This is a genomic window from Vibrio sp. M260121, from assembly GCF_036533715.1.
Taxonomy (GTDB): domain Bacteria; phylum Pseudomonadota; class Gammaproteobacteria; order Enterobacterales; family Vibrionaceae; genus Vibrio.
Genome location: NZ_JATABF010000045.1, coordinates 21,334 through 37,602, shown reverse-complemented (window position 1 = coordinate 37,602; position 16,269 = coordinate 21,334). Strand labels below are relative to the sequence as shown.

The window sequence follows — 16,269 nt, the reverse complement described above, 5'->3', positions numbered from 1 at the left end:
CAAAAGTGAGGTTTGTTTACGGACTCCGTTTGTTAACAAAGTGTTTACAATTATCTCCGAGCTTATTGCGAGTATTTGTTAATCAAATGTTAACTTTTGTACGTTTGGAAGCTGAAATTGGTTATAACAATAAATGCTCAATGGAGCTGAGTGAGCAAGCCCGTGAAAGAAAGAAAGTCAAGACCTGTTAATTTAGATTTACAGACCATCCGCTTTCCCATCACAGCAATCGCGTCCATCCTACACCGTGTGTCGGGTGTGATTACGTTTGTTGCGGTGGGTATATTACTTTGGTTACTGTCCATTTCTCTGTCATCCCCGATGGGTTTTATGGAAGCCGCTGACATCGTCGATAGCTTCTTCGTGAAATTCATTCTGTGGGGAATTCTAACTGCACTTGCCTACCACATTGCTGGTGGTGTTCGTCACTTGTTGATGGACCTAGGCCACTTTGAAGAACTCGAGTCAGGCGCAATGAGCGCTAAAGTCGCGTTTGGTGCTACTGCAGTGTTATCACTATTGGCGGGGATCTTGGTATGGTAAAACACGTTTCTTCATTTGGTCGTAACGGTGTCCACGATTTCTTACTGATTCGTGCGTCAGCGATCATTATGACTCTATACACGATTTATCTGGTGAGCTTCTGCGCTTTCTCAGATATCTCTTACGCATCTTGGACCCAATTCTTTGGTGGTACATTCACTAAAGTCTTCACCATGTTGGCACTTGTTTCGATTCTGATTCACGCGTGGATCGGTTTGTGGCAAGTATTAACTGATTACATTAAGTGCGCGAAACTTCGTGGCGCACTGCAACTTGGTGTTATTGCCGTGCTATTCGGCTATGTCTTCTCTGGTCTATTTATTCTGTGGGGTGCGTAAGTGTCTATTCCAGTTCGTGAGTTTGATGCCGTAGTAATCGGCGCTGGTGGTGCAGGTATGCGCGCTGCACTGCAAATTTCGGAGCAAGGCCTATCTTGTGCTTTGTTGTCAAAAGTTTTCCCAACTCGTTCTCATACTGTATCTGCGCAAGGCGGTATCACGGTTGCGCTTGGTAACTCGCACAAGGACGATTGGCAGTGGCACATGTACGACACAGTAAAAGGTTCTGATTACATTGGTGACCAGAATGCTATCGAGTACATGTGTAAGAATGGCCCTGAGTCGGTTATCGAGCTAGAAAAAATGGGTCTACCATTCTCTCGTTTCGATAACGGTTCTATCTACCAACGTCCGTTTGGTGGCCAATCGAAAGAATTTGGTGGTGAGCAAGCGGCTCGTACTGCTGCTGCGGCAGACCGTACTGGTCACGCTCTTCTTCATACGCTTTACCAACAAAACGTTAAACACAAAACAACCATCTTCTCTGAGTGGTACGCACTAGACTTGGTGAAAAACCAAGATGGCGCGATCATGGGTTGTACTGCTATCTGTATGGAAACGGGCGAGATTTGTTACTTCAAATCGAAAGCAACTATCCTAGCAACAGGTGGCGCGGGTCGTATTTACGCTTCTACAACGAACGCTCACATCAATACTGGTGACGGTGTTGGTATGGCGCTTCGTGCTGGCGTTCCAATGCAAGACATGGAAATGTGGCAGTTCCACCCAACGGGTATCGCTGGCGCAGGTGTTCTTGTTACTGAAGGTTGTCGTGGTGAAGGTGGTTACCTTCTAAATAAAGACGGCGAGCGCTTCATGGAACGTTACGCACCAAACGCGAAAGACCTTGCTGGCCGTGACGTAGTAGCGCGTTCAATGATGATTGAAATCCGTGAAGGTCGTGGTTGTGACGGCCCTTGGGGTCCGCACATCAAGCTGAAACTGGATCACCTAGGTAAAGACGTTCTTGAATCTCGCCTACCAGGTATCTGTGAGCTTTCACGTACATTTGCGCATGTGGATCCAGTGAAAGAGCCAATTCCAGTAATCCCAACCTGTCACTACATGATGGGCGGTGTTCCAACACAAGTTTCAGGTCAAGCAATCAAGCAGACTGCTGACGGCAATGACGTTGAAGTTCAAGGTCTATACGCATGTGGTGAAATCGCTTCGGTATCAGTACACGGTGCAAACCGTCTGGGTGGTAACTCACTGCTCGACCTTGTGGTATTTGGTCGTGCGACAGGCCTACACCTTGGTGAAACATTGGCTGCACAAGCTGAAGCTCGCCCAGCAACTGAATCTGACATTGAAGCGTCTCTAGCGCGTACTATGCGTTGGGAAAACAGCACTGGCGGTGAAGATCCAGTTCAAATCCGTAAAGATCTGCAATCTTGCATGCAAAACAGCTTCTCGGTATTCCGTGAAGGTGATGCAATGGCAACAGGTCTAGAAGAGCTGAAAGTGATCCGCGAGCGTCTGCAAAACGCACACCTTGCTGATAAGTCTTCTGAATTCAACACGCAACGTATCGAGTGTCTAGAGCTAGACAACTTGATGGAAACTGCATTCTCTACAGCTGTAGCGGCGAACTACCGTACAGAAAGCCGTGGTGCACATGCTCGTTTCGACTTCCCAGAGCGTGATGATGAAAACTGGCTATGCCACTCTATCTACAACCCGGAAACAGAAGCGATGACGAAGCGTGATGTAAACATGACGCCAGTTCATCGTGACGCTTTCCCACCGAAAGTACGTACATACTAAGAGGAGGAAATGACTATGAAATTGAACTTCTCTTTATACCGTTACAACCCGGATGTAGACACAAAACCTTACATGAAGGATTACACCCTTGAGGTGGAAGAAGGCTCAGACATGATGGTTCTGGATGCGCTGATTCTGCTGAAAGAGCAAGATCCGAGCATTGCATTCCGTCGTTCATGTCGTGAAGGGGTATGTGGATCTGATGGTCTGAATATGAATGGTAAAAACGGTCTAGCGTGTATTACTCCGCTATCTGCGCTTCAAGGTGACAAGATTGTCATCCGACCGTTACCTGGCCTACCAGTAGTACGTGATCTTATCGTTGACATGACACAGTTCTACGATAACTATGCGAAAGTTAAGCCTTTCTTGATTGATGACGGTGCTCTACCACCATCGCGAGAGAACTTACAATCGCCAGATGAACGTGCGCATTTAGATGGATTGTATGAATGTATTATGTGTGCATGTTGTACAACTTCTTGTCCATCATTCTGGTGGAACCCAGATAAATTTATTGGCCCTGCTGGTCTCTTAGCGGCTTACCGTTGGCTAATTGATAGCCGAGATACAGCAACTGATGAACGTTTGTCCGATCTTGATGATGCATTTAGCGTTTTTCGTTGCCATGGCATCATGAATTGTGTAAGTGTTTGTCCTAAGGGGCTAAATCCTACGAAAGCCATCGGTCACATCAAGTCGATGCTGGTCAATCGTTCGATTTAATTAACAACAAAAATTGCCGACCCAAATGGGTCGGCTCTTAATAGCTCGGCGCAGACCGAAGCAAACGTGAAAACTACTGGTTAAGGGAAAATATGCACAACGGCGTGATGAAGGCATGGCTCGAGTCTTCACACTTGGCTGGCGCCAATGCAACGTATGTAGAGGACCTCTACGAACTGTATCTAAGTGATCCCGATCTGGTAAGTGAGGAGTGGAAACGCGTATTTGATGAGTTACCTAAAAACTCAGAAGAAGTGGCAGAACAGCCGCATTCGCGTGTCCGTGACTACTTCCGACGACTCGCTCAAGAAACAAAGCATTACAGTGTCCAAGTTAGTGATCCAGATGTCGACGCTAAGCAAGTAAAAGTTCTACAGCTTATCAACGCATACCGCTTCCGCGGTCATGAAGCTGCTGAGCTTGATCCTCTAGGTCTATGGCAACGTCCACCTGTGGCGGAGCTAGACCCTGCATTCCACAATCTCACCGAAGATGACTTCGAAGAAACTTTCAACGTAGGTTCTTTTGCTATTGGGCAAGAAACCATGCAGTTGAAAGACATCTACTCAGCTCTGAAGAAAACGTACTGTGGTTCTATTGGTGCTGAATACATGCACATGACAGACACAGAACAGAAGCGTTGGATTCAGCAACGTTTAGAGTCTGTGGTTGGTCAGCCATCTTTCGATAAAACTGAAAAACGTACATTCCTTGAGGAGCTAACTGCTGCTGAAGGTCTTGAGCGTTACTTGGGTGCTAAGTTCCCAGGCGCTAAACGTTTCTCTCTAGAAGGTGGTGATGCACTAATTCCGATGACAAAAGAGCTGATTCGTCATGCTGGTAAGAGCGGCATGCGTGAAGTGGTTATCGGTATGGCCCACCGTGGACGTTTGAACATGCTAGTCAACGTTCTAGGTAAGAAGCCACAAGATTTGTTTGACGAGTTTGCAGGTAAACATGACGAAACATGGGGTACGGGTGACGTTAAGTACCACCAAGGTTTCTCTGCAGACTTTGCAACGCCAGGTGGCGATGTCCACTTAGCGCTAGCATTTAACCCATCTCACCTTGAGATTGTAAACCCAGTAGTTATTGGTTCAGTTCGTGCTCGTCAAGATCGCTTAGGTGACTTTGATGGAAGCCGCGTACTACCTATCACTATCCACGGTGACTCTGCAATCGCAGGTCAGGGTGTGGTAGCAGAGACGTTCAACATGTCTCTTGCACGTGGTTTCTGCGTTGGCGGTACAGTTCGTATTGTTGTGAACAACCAAGTTGGTTTCACGACTTCGAACCCTCGTGATACTCGCTCGACGATGTACTGTACTGATATTGCGAAGATGGTACAGGCTCCGATTTTCCACGTTAACGCTGACGACCCAGAAGCAGTTGCTTTTGTCACTCGTATTGCTCTGGATTACCGCAACGAGTTTAAGCGTGATGTTGTGATTGATTTGGTTTGTTACCGTCGTCATGGTCACAACGAAGCGGATGAGCCGAATGCGACTCAACCGTTGATGTACCAGAAAATCAAAAAGCACCCAACACCACGTAAGCTATACGCTGATGTATTGATCGATAAAAATGAATCAGACATTGAAGTTGCAACTCAGCTTGTGAATGAGTACCGCGACGCGCTTGATAAAGGTGAAGTTGTGGTGAAAGAGTGGCGTCCAATGGCTCTTCACTCTGTTGACTGGTCTCCGTATCTAGGTCACGACTGGGATGTTGAATGGGACAACAAATTTGATTCAACCCGCTTGAAAGAGCTTGGTCAACGCCTAATTCAATACCCGGATAGCCATAAGCTACAAAGCCGTGTAAACAAGCTTTACAACGATCGTGCTGCAATGATCAGTGGTGAGAAGCCATTAGATTGGGGTATGGCAGAGACACTTGCGTACGCTACCTTAGTTGACGATGGCAAGCGTATTCGTATCTCTGGTCAGGACTCTGGACGTGGTACTTTCTTCCACCGTCACTCAGTTCTGCATAACCAGAACGACGCAAGCACCTACATTCCGTTGGCGAATATTCATGACAAACAAGGTCCATTCCAAGTCTTTGACTCAGTGTTGTCAGAAGAAGCGGTATTGGCGTTTGAATATGGTTACGCGACAGCAGAGCCAAGCGGTTTGACCATTTGGGAAGCACAGTTCGGTGACTTCGCGAACGGTGCACAAGTGGTGATTGACCAGTTTATCTCGTCAGGTGAGCAAAAGTGGGCTCGTCTATGTGGTCTAACTATGTTGTTGCCACACGGTTACGAAGGTCAGGGCCCTGAGCACTCATCTGCGCGTTTAGAGCGTTACCTACAATTATGTGCTGAACAAAACATGCAGGTTGTAGTGCCATCTACACCAGCACAGGTTTACCACATGATCCGTCGTCAGGTGGTGCGTCCTATGCGTCGTCCACTGATTGTTATGTCACCTAAGTCGCTACTGCGTCATCCACTTTGTACATCGTCATTGGAAGAGCTTTCTGAAGGCACATTCCAACCAGCGATTCCAGAGATCGATAATTTGGATCCAAGCAAAGTGAAACGTGTTGTGTTCTGTTCAGGTAAGGTTTATTTCGACCTTCTAGAACAGCGTCGCAATAACGAACAAGATGATGTTGCTATTGTGCGTATCGAGCAGCTTTACCCATTCCCAATGGATGAAGTTCAAGCCGCTATCGCGCAATACACGAATGTTGAAGATTTCGTGTGGTGTCAGGAAGAGCCTCAAAACCAGGGTGCTTGGTACTGTAGCCAACACAACTTCCGTGCTGCTATTCCAGCAGGCGCAGATCTTAAATACGCAGGTCGCCCAGCTTCTGCTTCGCCAGCAGTAGGCTACATGTCGGTGCACTTGAAACAACAAAAAGCGTTGGTTGAAGACGCTCTGAACGTGAACTCAAAAACTTCGAATTAAGAACTAGAAGTTAAAGGAAGAAACAGATATGACAATTGAAATTCTGGTTCCAGATTTACCTGAATCAGTTGCTGACGCAACCGTAGCGACATGGCACAAACAACCAGGCGACGTAGTCGAGCGTGATGAAGTTCTGGTTGATATCGAAACCGATAAAGTTGTGCTTGAAGTACCGGCTCCGGAAGCGGGCGTTTTAGAAGCCATTATTGAAGAAGAAGGTGCAACAGTACTTTCTAAGCAGTTGATCGCGAAGCTTAAGCCAGGCGCAGTAGCAGGCGAACCAACAACAGATTCAACAGAAGACAAAGAAGCGTCTCCTGATAAGCGTCATAAAGCAACGCTAACAGAAGAAAGCAACGATGCGCTAAGCCCAGCTGTTCGTCGTCTTCTTGCTGAACACGGTCTTGAAGCTAGCCAAGTGAAAGGCTCTGGTGTTGGCGGTCGTATTACTCGCGAAGACATTGAAGCACATCTTGCAAACGCAAAAGCGGCACCGAAAGCAGAAGCTCCAGCAGTCGTTGAAGCGCCTGCAGCGGCTCGTAGCCAAAAGCGTGTACCAATGACGCGTCTGCGTAAGACAGTAGCAAACCGTCTTCTAGAAGCGAAGAACAACACGGCAATGCTAACCACGTTTAACGAAGTGAACATGAAGCCAATCATGGACCTTCGTAAGCAATACAAAGACCAGTTCGAAGAGCGTCACGGTACTCGTCTTGGCTTCATGTCTTTCTACGTGAAAGCAGTAACTGAAGCACTAAAACGTTACCCAGAAGTGAATGCATCTATCGATGGTGATGACATCGTTTACCACAACTACTTCGACATCAGCATGGCGGTTTCTACGCCACGTGGTCTAGTGACGCCAGTTCTAAAAGACTGCGACACACTAGGTTTTGCTGACATCGAAAAAGGCATCAAAGAGCTAGCAATCAAAGGCCGTGACGGCAAGCTAACGGTTGATGAGTTGATGGGCGGTAACTTCACAATCACTAATGGTGGTGTATTTGGTTCATTGATGTCTACGCCAATCATCAACCCACCACAATCGGCAATCTTGGGCATGCACAAAATCCAAGAGCGTCCAATGGCGGTTGACGGCAAAGTAGAAATCTTGCCAATGATGTACCTAGCACTATCTTACGACCACCGTTTGATCGATGGCCGTGAGTCAGTGGGTTTCTTAGTAACCATTAAAGAGCTACTAGAAGATCCAGCGCGTCTGCTATTAGACGTTTAATATCGCTAAAACGTCGAGTTGTCTCTGATAGCTCGACGTCTACAGCATCCGAGGCTAGACTGGCTCAGCGTCTGGCCTTCATTTGAACTGCCCCCGATATAAACTTATAAGCAGTTGATTTGAGAAGACCCTACAGACGTACCGCATCGATGCGGCGTTATGGAAATAATAAATCCCTTAAGGGATAAACAAACGGAATATCAAAATGAATTTGCACGAATACCAAGCCAAACAGCTGTTTGCAGAATTCGGTTTGCCTGTACCGGAAGGCTACGCATGTGATACGCCACAAGAAGCTTTCGAAGCAGCAGGTCGCATCACTACTGAAAAGAAAGTTGTAAAATGTCAGGTTCACGCTGGTGGCCGCGGTAAAGCGGGCGGTGTTGAGCTACACGATACAAAAGACGGCGTAAAAGAATTCGCACAAAAATGGCTAGGTAAGAACTTGGTTACTTACCAAACAGACGCAAATGGTCAGCCTGTTACTAAAATCCTTGTAGAAGAAGCGTCTAACATCGCTAACGAACTTTACCTTGGTGCGGTTGTAGACCGCGCGACTCGTAAGATCGTTTTCATGGCTTCTACTGAAGGTGGTGTGGAAATCGAAAAAGTTGCGGAAGAAACGCCGGAGTTAATCCACAAAGCAGCAATCGATCCACTAGTAGGCCCTCAGGCTTACCAAGGTCGCGAGCTAGCATTCAAACTTGGTCTTGAAGGTGACCAAATCAAACAATTCGTTAAGATCTTTATGGGTCTTGGCACTATGTTCTCTCAGTACGACCTAGCGCTACTAGAGATCAACCCGTTGGTTATTACTGGTGAAGGCAACCTGCTATGTCTTGACGGTAAGATCAACATCGACTCAAACGCGCTATACCGTCAGCCTAAGCTTCGTGAAATGCACGATCCTTCACAAGAAGACGAGCGTGAAGCACACGCAGCTCAGTGGGAACTGAACTACGTAGCACTAGACGGCAACGTTGGCTGTATGGTTAACGGTGCGGGCCTAGCGATGGGTACAATGGACATTGTAAATCTACACGGTGGCAAGCCAGCTAACTTCCTAGACGTAGGTGGCGGCGCAACAAAAGAGCGTGTAGCAGAAGCATTCAAGATCATCTTATCTGATGACAACGTAAAAGCTGTTCTAGTAAACATCTTCGGCGGTATCGTTCGTTGTGACATGATCGCTGAAGGCATCATCGGTGCGGTGAAAGAAGTTGGTGTAACGGTACCTGTTGTTGTTCGTCTAGAAGGTACTAACGCTGATTTAGGTCGCGAAGTTCTTGCTAATTCTGATGTTGATATCATTGCTGCTGAGTCGCTAACAGATGCTGCTCAGAAAGTTGTTGCTGCTGCGGAGGCTAAATAATGTCTGTACTAATTAACAAAGACACTAAAGTAATCTGTCAGGGCTTCACTGGTGGTCAAGGTACTTTCCACTCAGAGCAGGCAATTGCTTACGGTACACAAATGGTTGGTGGTGTATCTCCAGGTAAAGGTGGTCAAACTCACCTTGGTCTTCCTGTATTCAACACTGTACGTGAAGCAGTAGAAGTGACTGGCGCAACAGCAACAGTTATCTACGTTCCAGCACCATTCTGTAAAGATGCAATCCTAGAAGCGATCGACGCAGGCATCGAGCTTATCGTAACGATCACTGAAGGCATCCCAACAACAGATATGATCGACGTTAAAGTGAAGCTAGAAGAAACTGGTGTTCGCATGATCGGTCCTAACTGTCCAGGTGTTATCACGCCTGATGAGTGTAAGATCGGTATCATGCCTGGTCACATCCACAAGAAAGGTAAAGTGGGCATCGTGTCTCGTTCAGGTACTCTAACGTACGAAGCGGTTAAGCAAACTACTGATGAAGGCTTTGGCCAGTCAACGTGTGTTGGTATCGGTGGTGACCCAATCCCAGGTTCAAACTTCATCGACATCCTGAAGCTTTTCCAAGAAGACCCTGAAACAGAAGCAATCGTAATGATTGGTGAGATCGGTGGTACTGCGGAAGAAGAAGCAGCAGCTTACATCAAAGAAAACGTAACGAAGCCAGTGGTTTCTTACATCGCGGGTGTTACTGCTCCTCCTGGTAAGCGTATGGGTCACGCAGGTGCAATCATCTCAGGTGGTAAAGGTACTGCAGAAGACAAATTCGCAGCACTAGAAGCGGCTGGCGTTAAGACTGTGAAATCTCTAGCAGAGATTGGCAAAGGTCTACGTGAAGTGACAGGTTGGTAATCAACCAAACCATTACAAAAGCATCAAAAAAGCCTGCGATTTCGCAGGCTTTTCTTTTTCTATCAGTGCATTAGGGTTTACGTCTAATCAATTGGCTAAGCATAAACAGGAATGTTGCACTAATGACAACAGAAGGACCTGCTGGCGTATCGAAGTGCCAAGATAGGCTTAGGCCCATCAGCACCGCGATAGAGCCAATGATCGATGCAAACAAAGCCATCTGCTCTGGTGAAGACGACACTTTACGTGCAGTTGCGGCTGGGATAATCAATAGAGAAGTCATGATCAGCGCGCCCACAAACTTCATCCCTACAGCGATAACGACACCGACCATGAGCATTAGCACTAAACGCACTAAATCGGTATTCACACCCTCTACGGCCGCAAGCTCTTCACTTACAGTGCTTGATAAAAGCGGGCGCCAGAATGCATACAGACAAGCACTGACACCGATCACTCCAGCGTAGATGAATATTAAATCCTGTGGTGAAACCGCAAGCAAATCACCAAATAGGTAGCTCATCAAATCCACGCGAACGTTCTCTAGGAAACTGACCGACACCAAGCCAATCGATAAGGCGCTGTGTGCCAGAATACCTAGCAGCGTGTCGGTAGCGACAAGCTGTTGTTTTTGCAAAGTAACCAGTAGTACAGCAAGTGCTAAGCAGCAAACCAACAATGCAAGGTAAAGGTTTATGTTGAGCAAGAAGCCAAGCGCCAGCCCCATTAAAGACGCGTGCGCGAGTGTGTCACCAAAGTAAGCCATTTTGCGCCACACTACGAATGAGCCAAGTGGACCAGCGATAATCGCGATACCAATGCCGGCCAATATTGAAGGCAGTAAAAACTCAATCATGATGGTGATGTCCGTGAGCATGGTTTGAACAAGAGGTAGCGTCGCCAGTGACTGGTGAGCCCGCTAAATCGTGATGATGGTGTTCGTGGTCATGGTGGTAAAACGCTAAAGACTCACGGGTAGCATTGCCAAACAGAGCAATGTAAGAAGGATGCTGAGTAATAGTGGCCGGCGAACCTGAACAGCACACGTGGTGATGCAAACAAATCACATCATCGGTCTTAGCCATGACTAAATGCAGGTCGTGTGAAACCATAAACACACCACAATCAAAGCGATGGCGGATGCTTTCAATCAGGTCATATAAGTCGATTTGACCTTGAACATCGACACCTTGAGCGGGTTCATCCAAAACGAGAAGTTCTGGGCGTTGAAGGAGCGCTCGTGCTAGAAGTACACGTTGATTTTCGCCACCAGATAGACGGTGCATGTTACTTGCGATCAGGTGCTCAGCACCGACAAGGCGCAACGCATCAAGGCACTCTTGCTTGCTATACTTGCCTGCGAGGTTTAAAAAGCGAATCACGTTCAGCGGAAGAGAGTCGTTGAGCTTCAGTTTCTGAGGGACATAACCAATTTTCAGCTTACGCTGTTTGGTTAATTTACCGCTGGTCGGTTTCTGGAGACCTAGAATGACTTTAACTAACGTCGATTTTCCCGCTCCATTGGGACCAATTAGGGTAGTGATCTTGCCCTTTTCTAATTCCATAGTGACATTGTCGAGAACTCTACGTTCGTCAAACTCGACGCACAGTTGCTCAAGACGGACTAGTGAAGACATGAATGAAACTCATTTGCAAAATAATAATGTTATAATGTAACATTATCTCACTTTCCACGCCATACCCCAAGTAAAACTATGAAAAGAGCTATAATTCTTGCTGCTACAGCAATGTTAACCTTACCTGCTCACGCAGTCACTGTGTTAACCAGTATTAAACCGATTCAAATGATCGCAACCGAGCTAACGGAAGGTGTAACAAAACCAGACGTGCTGCTTCAAAACAACGCTTCGCCTCATGACTATGCTTTGCGTCCATCCGATGTAAAGAAAGTTGCAGCGGCGGATCTTGTCATTTGGTACGGTCATGATCTTGAGCCGTTTCTAGAGAAAGTCGTGACCGACAAAGGTAATACGCTAACGATTAGCCAAATTCCGGATTTGTCATTGCGCGAGTTTGGTAGCGAACATGCTCATGACCATGACGGTCACAACCATGGCACTCACGATCCTCACTTTTGGTTAGGTATTGAAACTGTTCAACAAGTTGCGAATGCTATTGCTCACAAGTTGGCGGAAATTGACCCTGAACACGCTGCAACTTATGCGGAAAACTTAAACAAGTTCGAAGTTCAGTTGAAAGCGACAGACGCAGAAATCAAACAGCAACTTACACCAGTGAAAGACAAAGGTTACTTTGTATTCCACGATGCCTACGGTTATTTTGAAGAGCGCTACGACCTAAATCAAATGGGTCACTTTACCGTTTCTCCTGATCGAAAACCTGGTGCGAAAACGTTGATTCATATTCGTAAAACACTTGGCACTGGTGATGTAGCCTGTGTGTTCTCAGAGCCTCAATTTACACCCGCAGTGATTGAGAGTGTGATGCGCGGTAGTGACGTAAAAACGGGTATTCTTGATCCGTTAGGTAGCGAGATTGACGTAAAGTCAGGCAGTTACTTTGAATTTCTTCAAGGTATGTCGAATAGCTTTAGTCAGTGTTTGAGCGAAAAGTAGCAATTGTGTTGTGCTTCTTGCATCAGATCTGTTTTTAACGTGATCTAGCAGTAAGAATTGCAAACCTTAGGTGCAGTGAGCCTTTCCTATCAAAGGATTTGAGATATCATTATCAATAATTAGCGGCTCGAAATAACCATATAGACACTCAGCTACGGAAAGCATGAGTGAATGATGAGACCGCACGTATTGATACATGTAAGGATTTTATCTTGCTGCGCCAAATAGCCCTATTTTTTGGGGCTTTTATCCTCTCATTTCAAGCAATTGCTTCAAGTGAAGCGAATGCGATCTTTTACCCTTTGCCGAATCAGGTTAAGGGCACTTTCATTGCAGCGAAAAAATTGTTCCCCGGTGAACAAGGTGGGCTCTGGATCCATGATGTTCATGGTCGTGTTCTGTTCTATGACGGCCAAACCACACTGCCAAAATCCGGTAGCTTCCTCAGAAACAAAGTAGAGCAGTTGGCTTACCACAAAGGTTCATTTTGGACATTTATTGAAAACGAGGTGTATCAAACTTATCCGAACCAAGAGCGCCGTTTAGTCTTTAGCCTCAACCCAGGCTCTCAGATCCGGAAGATTGGCTCATCCGGAAACTATATTTGGGTCAGTGATGGTGCGCAGTTCTATACCTATAATGTTGAAACCAGCGAACTGAACTCCTTTTCTCTATTACAGCTCTATCAGCATAGCAACAACAGTTACGTCTATATTAACGACGCTATCTTTGTCGAAACCAAGTGGGCGTTGGCGACGACTTCAGGCGTATACCTATCAGAGGGCAGCAAGTTTAATCATGTTGTCTCATCGGGCAAAAATTACATTGAGAAAGTGTATTACTCCCATACTCGTCGTGAAATCTTAGTCGGCACTTTAAAAGGTGCGTTGATATTTAATATCTATGAGCCAGGCAAGCCTGTTATTCGAATTGGCGCTTCTCATGTCTTAACCTTTGCTGAAACCAATCAAGAATACTGGGTAGGGACAGAGCAAGGTCTTTATTTGTATTCCTTCTTAACTGGCGAAGTAACCCAAGTGACACCAGCAAGTTTTCTGGAACTAGAGCTCGCCAGTACCAAAATTTACTCGTTGCTGAACGATAATATGGGGGGAATGTGGATTGCCACCAACCAAGGCATTCGCTATTACTCTCTGTTTAGTAAAAAGTTTGAGCGAATCACGTTCAGCAGTTATGACCAACAAATGCTCTCTGGTCGTATTCGGCAGACGCTTACCGGACCCGATGGTGCACTTTGGTTTGCGGACGATCATAAGTTGTATCGCTCGAATAATGGCAGCGTTACCGATGTGTTGAATGTGTCGTCACAAATTAACGAATTTGCTTTTCAGGGAGAGAGGCTCTGGGTTGCCACGTCCACGGGTTTGGAAATATATAGCCTGAAAAACTTACAGCAGATGACATTCCCTTACCTCCAAGTTATCGCAGGCAAGACAATCGACCATATTACCGCTGATGGCCCCAATCGCCTTTGGATATCCAGTGGTTATCAGCTATTTAATATTGATGCTGTTAACCAGACTATGAGAAATTTTGGCAGCGAATGGTTAGTGAGTAAGTTCTTACCCGCGAAGATTACGCGTCTGTACGACAAGGAAGAGTTGCTGCTGATAGGGACTGACCACGGCGTTTACGAGTATGACGGAGAGCGAATTCGCTTTAACCATTTTTCAGAAAAGTACGGTGAATCACTCGATATTATTACCGCAAATGATGGCTCGCAGTGGTTTGCTTCCGCCTATGGCGTTTTCAGAACCGTTCCGGGCAGCAATGAAAAACAAGTGATGGAGATGAGTGTCGCAAACTCTCGCCCAGCTTGTTTGCTTAGTGAGTCGGAAGGGGTGTGGCTTGCTTCTTCTGTTGGCTTAAGTTACTACCATTTATCTGGACAGCTCATGAAGCATTACTCTTCTTCATCGGGCCTTATCAATAATGAATTCTTACCAGGCATTTGTAACGTTATCCGTCGTGCTGAAGATAGTGATCGCCAACTTATCTTTGGCTCTCAGTATGGGTTAGTTAAAGCTGACTCGTCTAAATTGCTGGTTTCTAACACGCCAGAATCTAAGCTTATTGTTAGCCAAGTCATGCTGGAAAATGAAGTGGTGCAAGTGGGTAGTGCCGACTTAGAAGAGATGAAGCTGCCTTATGGTTCATCGTTGAGCTTTCTTTTTGGGGTCATGCCGAAACCAGATAACCAAAACCTCTATTATCGCTTGAACGAGAGCGACCAGTGGCAGTCGCTGGAAGGCGGTCAATTAACACTAGAACACCTTAACTCAGGTGACTATCACTTGCAGGTGAGTAATGACTCGCAGCTCGCGTCTGGCCTAATTGGTTTGGAATCAAAATTCACGGTATTAAAACCTTGGTATTTGTCCAAACTGGCGATCACAGGATTTACTTTGGTCACCATCGCCATTGTCGCTCTTTTGATGTATTGGCGCTCACGGTATGTGTTGCAAGCGAACCGTGATTTGGCCGCGCAAGTGACGCTAAAAACCAACCAGCTTCGCCATCAAAGTCGAGTTTTATTGACCAGTAACCAGCAACTAAGAAAGCAGATTCAAGTGAGAAACTTGCTGGTGGACCATGTTGCACAGTCAATTAAGTCGAGCGTTGACTCGATCGCGCATAAGTTACCCGTTGATTTAGATTCAGTGACTCAAGATCATCTATCGAAAACGTACTGGCAGTTAAACGAGCTAAAGAGCTCTCCGGGAGACACAAGTAACGGAAGTCAAAACTATAACCTGAGTCAGATAACGCAGTCTGTTGTTGATGTTTGGCGTGAGGACTTTTCTAAAGCCGGTATCAGTGTTGAGCTGCAAGACAATCACAAAGCAAGCCGTATTTCATTAGAAAGCTTTAACCTTGATGTCATATTCAACAGTATTTTCGCCAATATCATCAAACGCTCTTTCCGAGGACAGTCGGTTAAATTGGTATTGGACGAGGCTAATGACATCGTCTCATTGAGTTTTATTGACTACGGAACGCAATTACCAAGTAAAGCGGCAGTAATGCGCCCAACCAATGCCAGTAATGTAGATTTGAGTATGGATAACTTACCTCAGCTCGTTGCCGCAAGTGGAGGGCATTTATCTATGTTTGCTTCTGATGCTCAAAATAAAATAGAGATTACTTGGCCATGTGCTCAAGAACCGAGCCATGTTGAAGAAGTATTGCCCGAGTTTACGGAAGTTGAACCACAGCAGCAAACTGCCTCACCAGAGCAAGAGTGGTTGATGAAAGTGTACCAACTGGTTGCTGAGCATTATCACGACCCGGAGTTTGGTACGGCGTCTGCAGCGAAGATGCTTTATATGTCTGAGCGAAGCCTACAACGGCGCTTTAAATCGGCTTCGTCAAGAACACTAAAAGACTACGTGACAGAAGTACGATTAGAAACAGCCTGTGAACAGCTGCTTGCAGGAGAGAAAATCAGTGAGGTCGCATTTAACTGTGGTTTTAACGACCCATCGTACTTTAGTCAGAAGTTTAAGTTGCACTTTGGCTTACCTCCTTCTAAGTTTGCCATGACTCAAGATAGCCAGACGAGCCTTTAGCTCTTAATTTGACATTAGCTAGCCCAGCCTTAGTGCTGGGCTTTTTTATGCCTGTGAGACGAGCGGTGTCGTGCTGAACTTCATATAGATATTGGAGAGAAGGGCATGTTCTCCAATCTGGATAAGGGATAAGGGATAAGGCGCACAAACCATCTAATACAGAACATGTGCAGTAAAACGGTTATGAAAGATGGTGACAGATAATAGAGATAATTGGGCTTTGTTTGGGAAGAAGGTTGAGAAATTATAGGGAGCTAATTGAGAAGCGAATAAAGAAAGAGAAGAAAAAAATATCGTGGTATAGCCGGG

The 16,269-nt window shown here is 46.1% G+C and carries 12 protein-coding genes; 10 read left to right on the top strand and 2 right to left on the bottom strand.

Annotation, left to right across the window (positions count from 1 at the left end):
* Nucleotides 1-150: 150 nt before the first annotated feature.
* The 8 genes from sdhC (at nucleotide 151) to sucD (ending at nucleotide 9,773) form a co-directional block, all read left to right on the top strand.
* The gene (gene sdhC / locus QTO06_RS20445; protein ID WP_005426687.1) at nucleotides 151-543 is read left to right on the top strand and encodes a succinate dehydrogenase cytochrome b556 subunit; all 393 of its coding nucleotides are present in this window, start codon (nucleotides 151-153) and stop codon (nucleotides 541-543) included.
* Complete coding sequence (gene sdhD / locus QTO06_RS20440; RefSeq protein WP_005426689.1) at nucleotides 537-881, top strand: succinate dehydrogenase, hydrophobic membrane anchor protein; 345 nt, start codon at nucleotides 537-539, stop codon at nucleotides 879-881. The genes sdhC and sdhD overlap by 7 nt, the downstream gene beginning before the upstream one ends.
* The gene (sdhA, locus tag QTO06_RS20435) at nucleotides 882-2,648 is read left to right on the top strand and encodes a succinate dehydrogenase flavoprotein subunit (protein WP_005426690.1); all 1,767 of its coding nucleotides are present in this window, start codon (nucleotides 882-884) and stop codon (nucleotides 2,646-2,648) included.
* Nucleotides 2,649-2,663: 15 nt separating this feature from the next.
* Nucleotides 2,664-3,374, top strand: coding sequence for a succinate dehydrogenase iron-sulfur subunit (locus QTO06_RS20430; protein ID WP_331409620.1), 711 nt, complete (start codon nucleotides 2,664-2,666; stop codon nucleotides 3,372-3,374).
* A 92-nt stretch (nucleotides 3,375-3,466) separates the two neighbouring features.
* Nucleotides 3,467-6,292, top strand: a complete 2,826-nt coding sequence (gene sucA / locus QTO06_RS20425; protein WP_331409560.1) for a 2-oxoglutarate dehydrogenase E1 component — start codon at nucleotides 3,467-3,469, stop codon at nucleotides 6,290-6,292.
* 28 nt (nucleotides 6,293-6,320) lie between these two features.
* Nucleotides 6,321-7,529: a 2-oxoglutarate dehydrogenase complex dihydrolipoyllysine-residue succinyltransferase gene (gene odhB, locus QTO06_RS20420; protein ID WP_331409558.1), complete on the top strand. Its 1,209-nt coding sequence runs from the start codon at nucleotides 6,321-6,323 to the stop codon at nucleotides 7,527-7,529.
* A gap of 205 nt (nucleotides 7,530-7,734) precedes the next feature.
* Nucleotides 7,735-8,901: an ADP-forming succinate--CoA ligase subunit beta gene (sucC, locus tag QTO06_RS20415; protein WP_005426700.1), complete on the top strand. Its 1,167-nt coding sequence runs from the start codon at nucleotides 7,735-7,737 to the stop codon at nucleotides 8,899-8,901.
* Entirely contained in the window at nucleotides 8,901-9,773 is an 873-nt protein-coding gene (gene sucD / locus QTO06_RS20410) for a succinate--CoA ligase subunit alpha (RefSeq protein WP_005436989.1), read from the top strand. Before sucC ends, sucD begins: the two co-directional genes overlap by 1 nt.
* 70 nt (nucleotides 9,774-9,843) lie before the next feature.
* Here sucD and znuB read toward each other — a convergent pair whose 3' ends face one another.
* Both znuB and znuC read right to left on the bottom strand, forming a co-directional pair.
* Nucleotides 9,844-10,629 carry a zinc ABC transporter permease subunit ZnuB gene (znuB, locus tag QTO06_RS20405; protein ID WP_331409556.1) on the bottom strand — a complete coding sequence of 262 codons (786 nt, stop codon included), beginning with the start codon at nucleotides 10,627-10,629 and terminating at the stop codon, nucleotides 9,844-9,846.
* A complete protein-coding gene (gene znuC, locus QTO06_RS20400) occupies nucleotides 10,622-11,410 on the bottom strand; it encodes a zinc ABC transporter ATP-binding protein ZnuC (protein WP_038892101.1) in 789 nt (262 codons plus the stop codon). The genes znuB and znuC overlap by 8 nt, the downstream gene beginning before the upstream one ends.
* Nucleotides 11,411-11,488: 78 nt before the next feature.
* On the opposite strand from znuC, the gene znuA reads away from it, so the two are divergent.
* Together znuA and QTO06_RS20390 are read left to right on the top strand one after the other, a co-directional pair.
* Nucleotides 11,489-12,370, top strand: a complete 882-nt coding sequence (gene znuA, locus QTO06_RS20395) for a zinc ABC transporter substrate-binding protein ZnuA (RefSeq protein ID WP_038892099.1) — start codon at nucleotides 11,489-11,491, stop codon at nucleotides 12,368-12,370.
* Between the two features lie 212 nt (nucleotides 12,371-12,582).
* Nucleotides 12,583-15,960, top strand: coding sequence for an AraC family transcriptional regulator (locus QTO06_RS20390; RefSeq protein ID WP_331409618.1), 3,378 nt, complete (start codon nucleotides 12,583-12,585; stop codon nucleotides 15,958-15,960).
* Nucleotides 15,961-16,269 lie beyond the last annotated feature (309 nt).

What these genes read in the sequence shown, in the direction of transcription:
- sdhD (WP_005426689.1), top strand. Translation starts at nt 537, where the DNA reads ATGGTAAAACACGTTTCTTCATTTGGTCGTAACGGTGTCCACGATTTC.
- QTO06_RS20430 (WP_331409620.1), top strand. Translation starts at nt 2,664, where the DNA reads ATGAAATTGAACTTCTCTTTATACCGTTACAACCCGGATGTAGACACA.
- sucA (WP_331409560.1), top strand. Translation starts at nt 3,467, where the DNA reads ATGCACAACGGCGTGATGAAGGCATGGCTCGAGTCTTCACACTTGGCT.
- odhB (WP_331409558.1), top strand. Translation starts at nt 6,321, where the DNA reads ATGACAATTGAAATTCTGGTTCCAGATTTACCTGAATCAGTTGCTGAC.
- sucC (WP_005426700.1), top strand. Translation starts at nt 7,735, where the DNA reads ATGAATTTGCACGAATACCAAGCCAAACAGCTGTTTGCAGAATTCGGT.
- sucD (WP_005436989.1), top strand. Translation starts at nt 8,901, where the DNA reads ATGTCTGTACTAATTAACAAAGACACTAAAGTAATCTGTCAGGGCTTC.
- znuB (WP_331409556.1), bottom strand. Translation starts at nt 10,629, where the DNA reads ATGATTGAGTTTTTACTGCCTTCAATATTGGCCGGCATTGGTATCGCG.
- znuC (WP_038892101.1), bottom strand. Translation starts at nt 11,410, where the DNA reads ATGTCTTCACTAGTCCGTCTTGAGCAACTGTGCGTCGAGTTTGACGAA.
- znuA (WP_038892099.1), top strand. Translation starts at nt 11,489, where the DNA reads ATGAAAAGAGCTATAATTCTTGCTGCTACAGCAATGTTAACCTTACCT.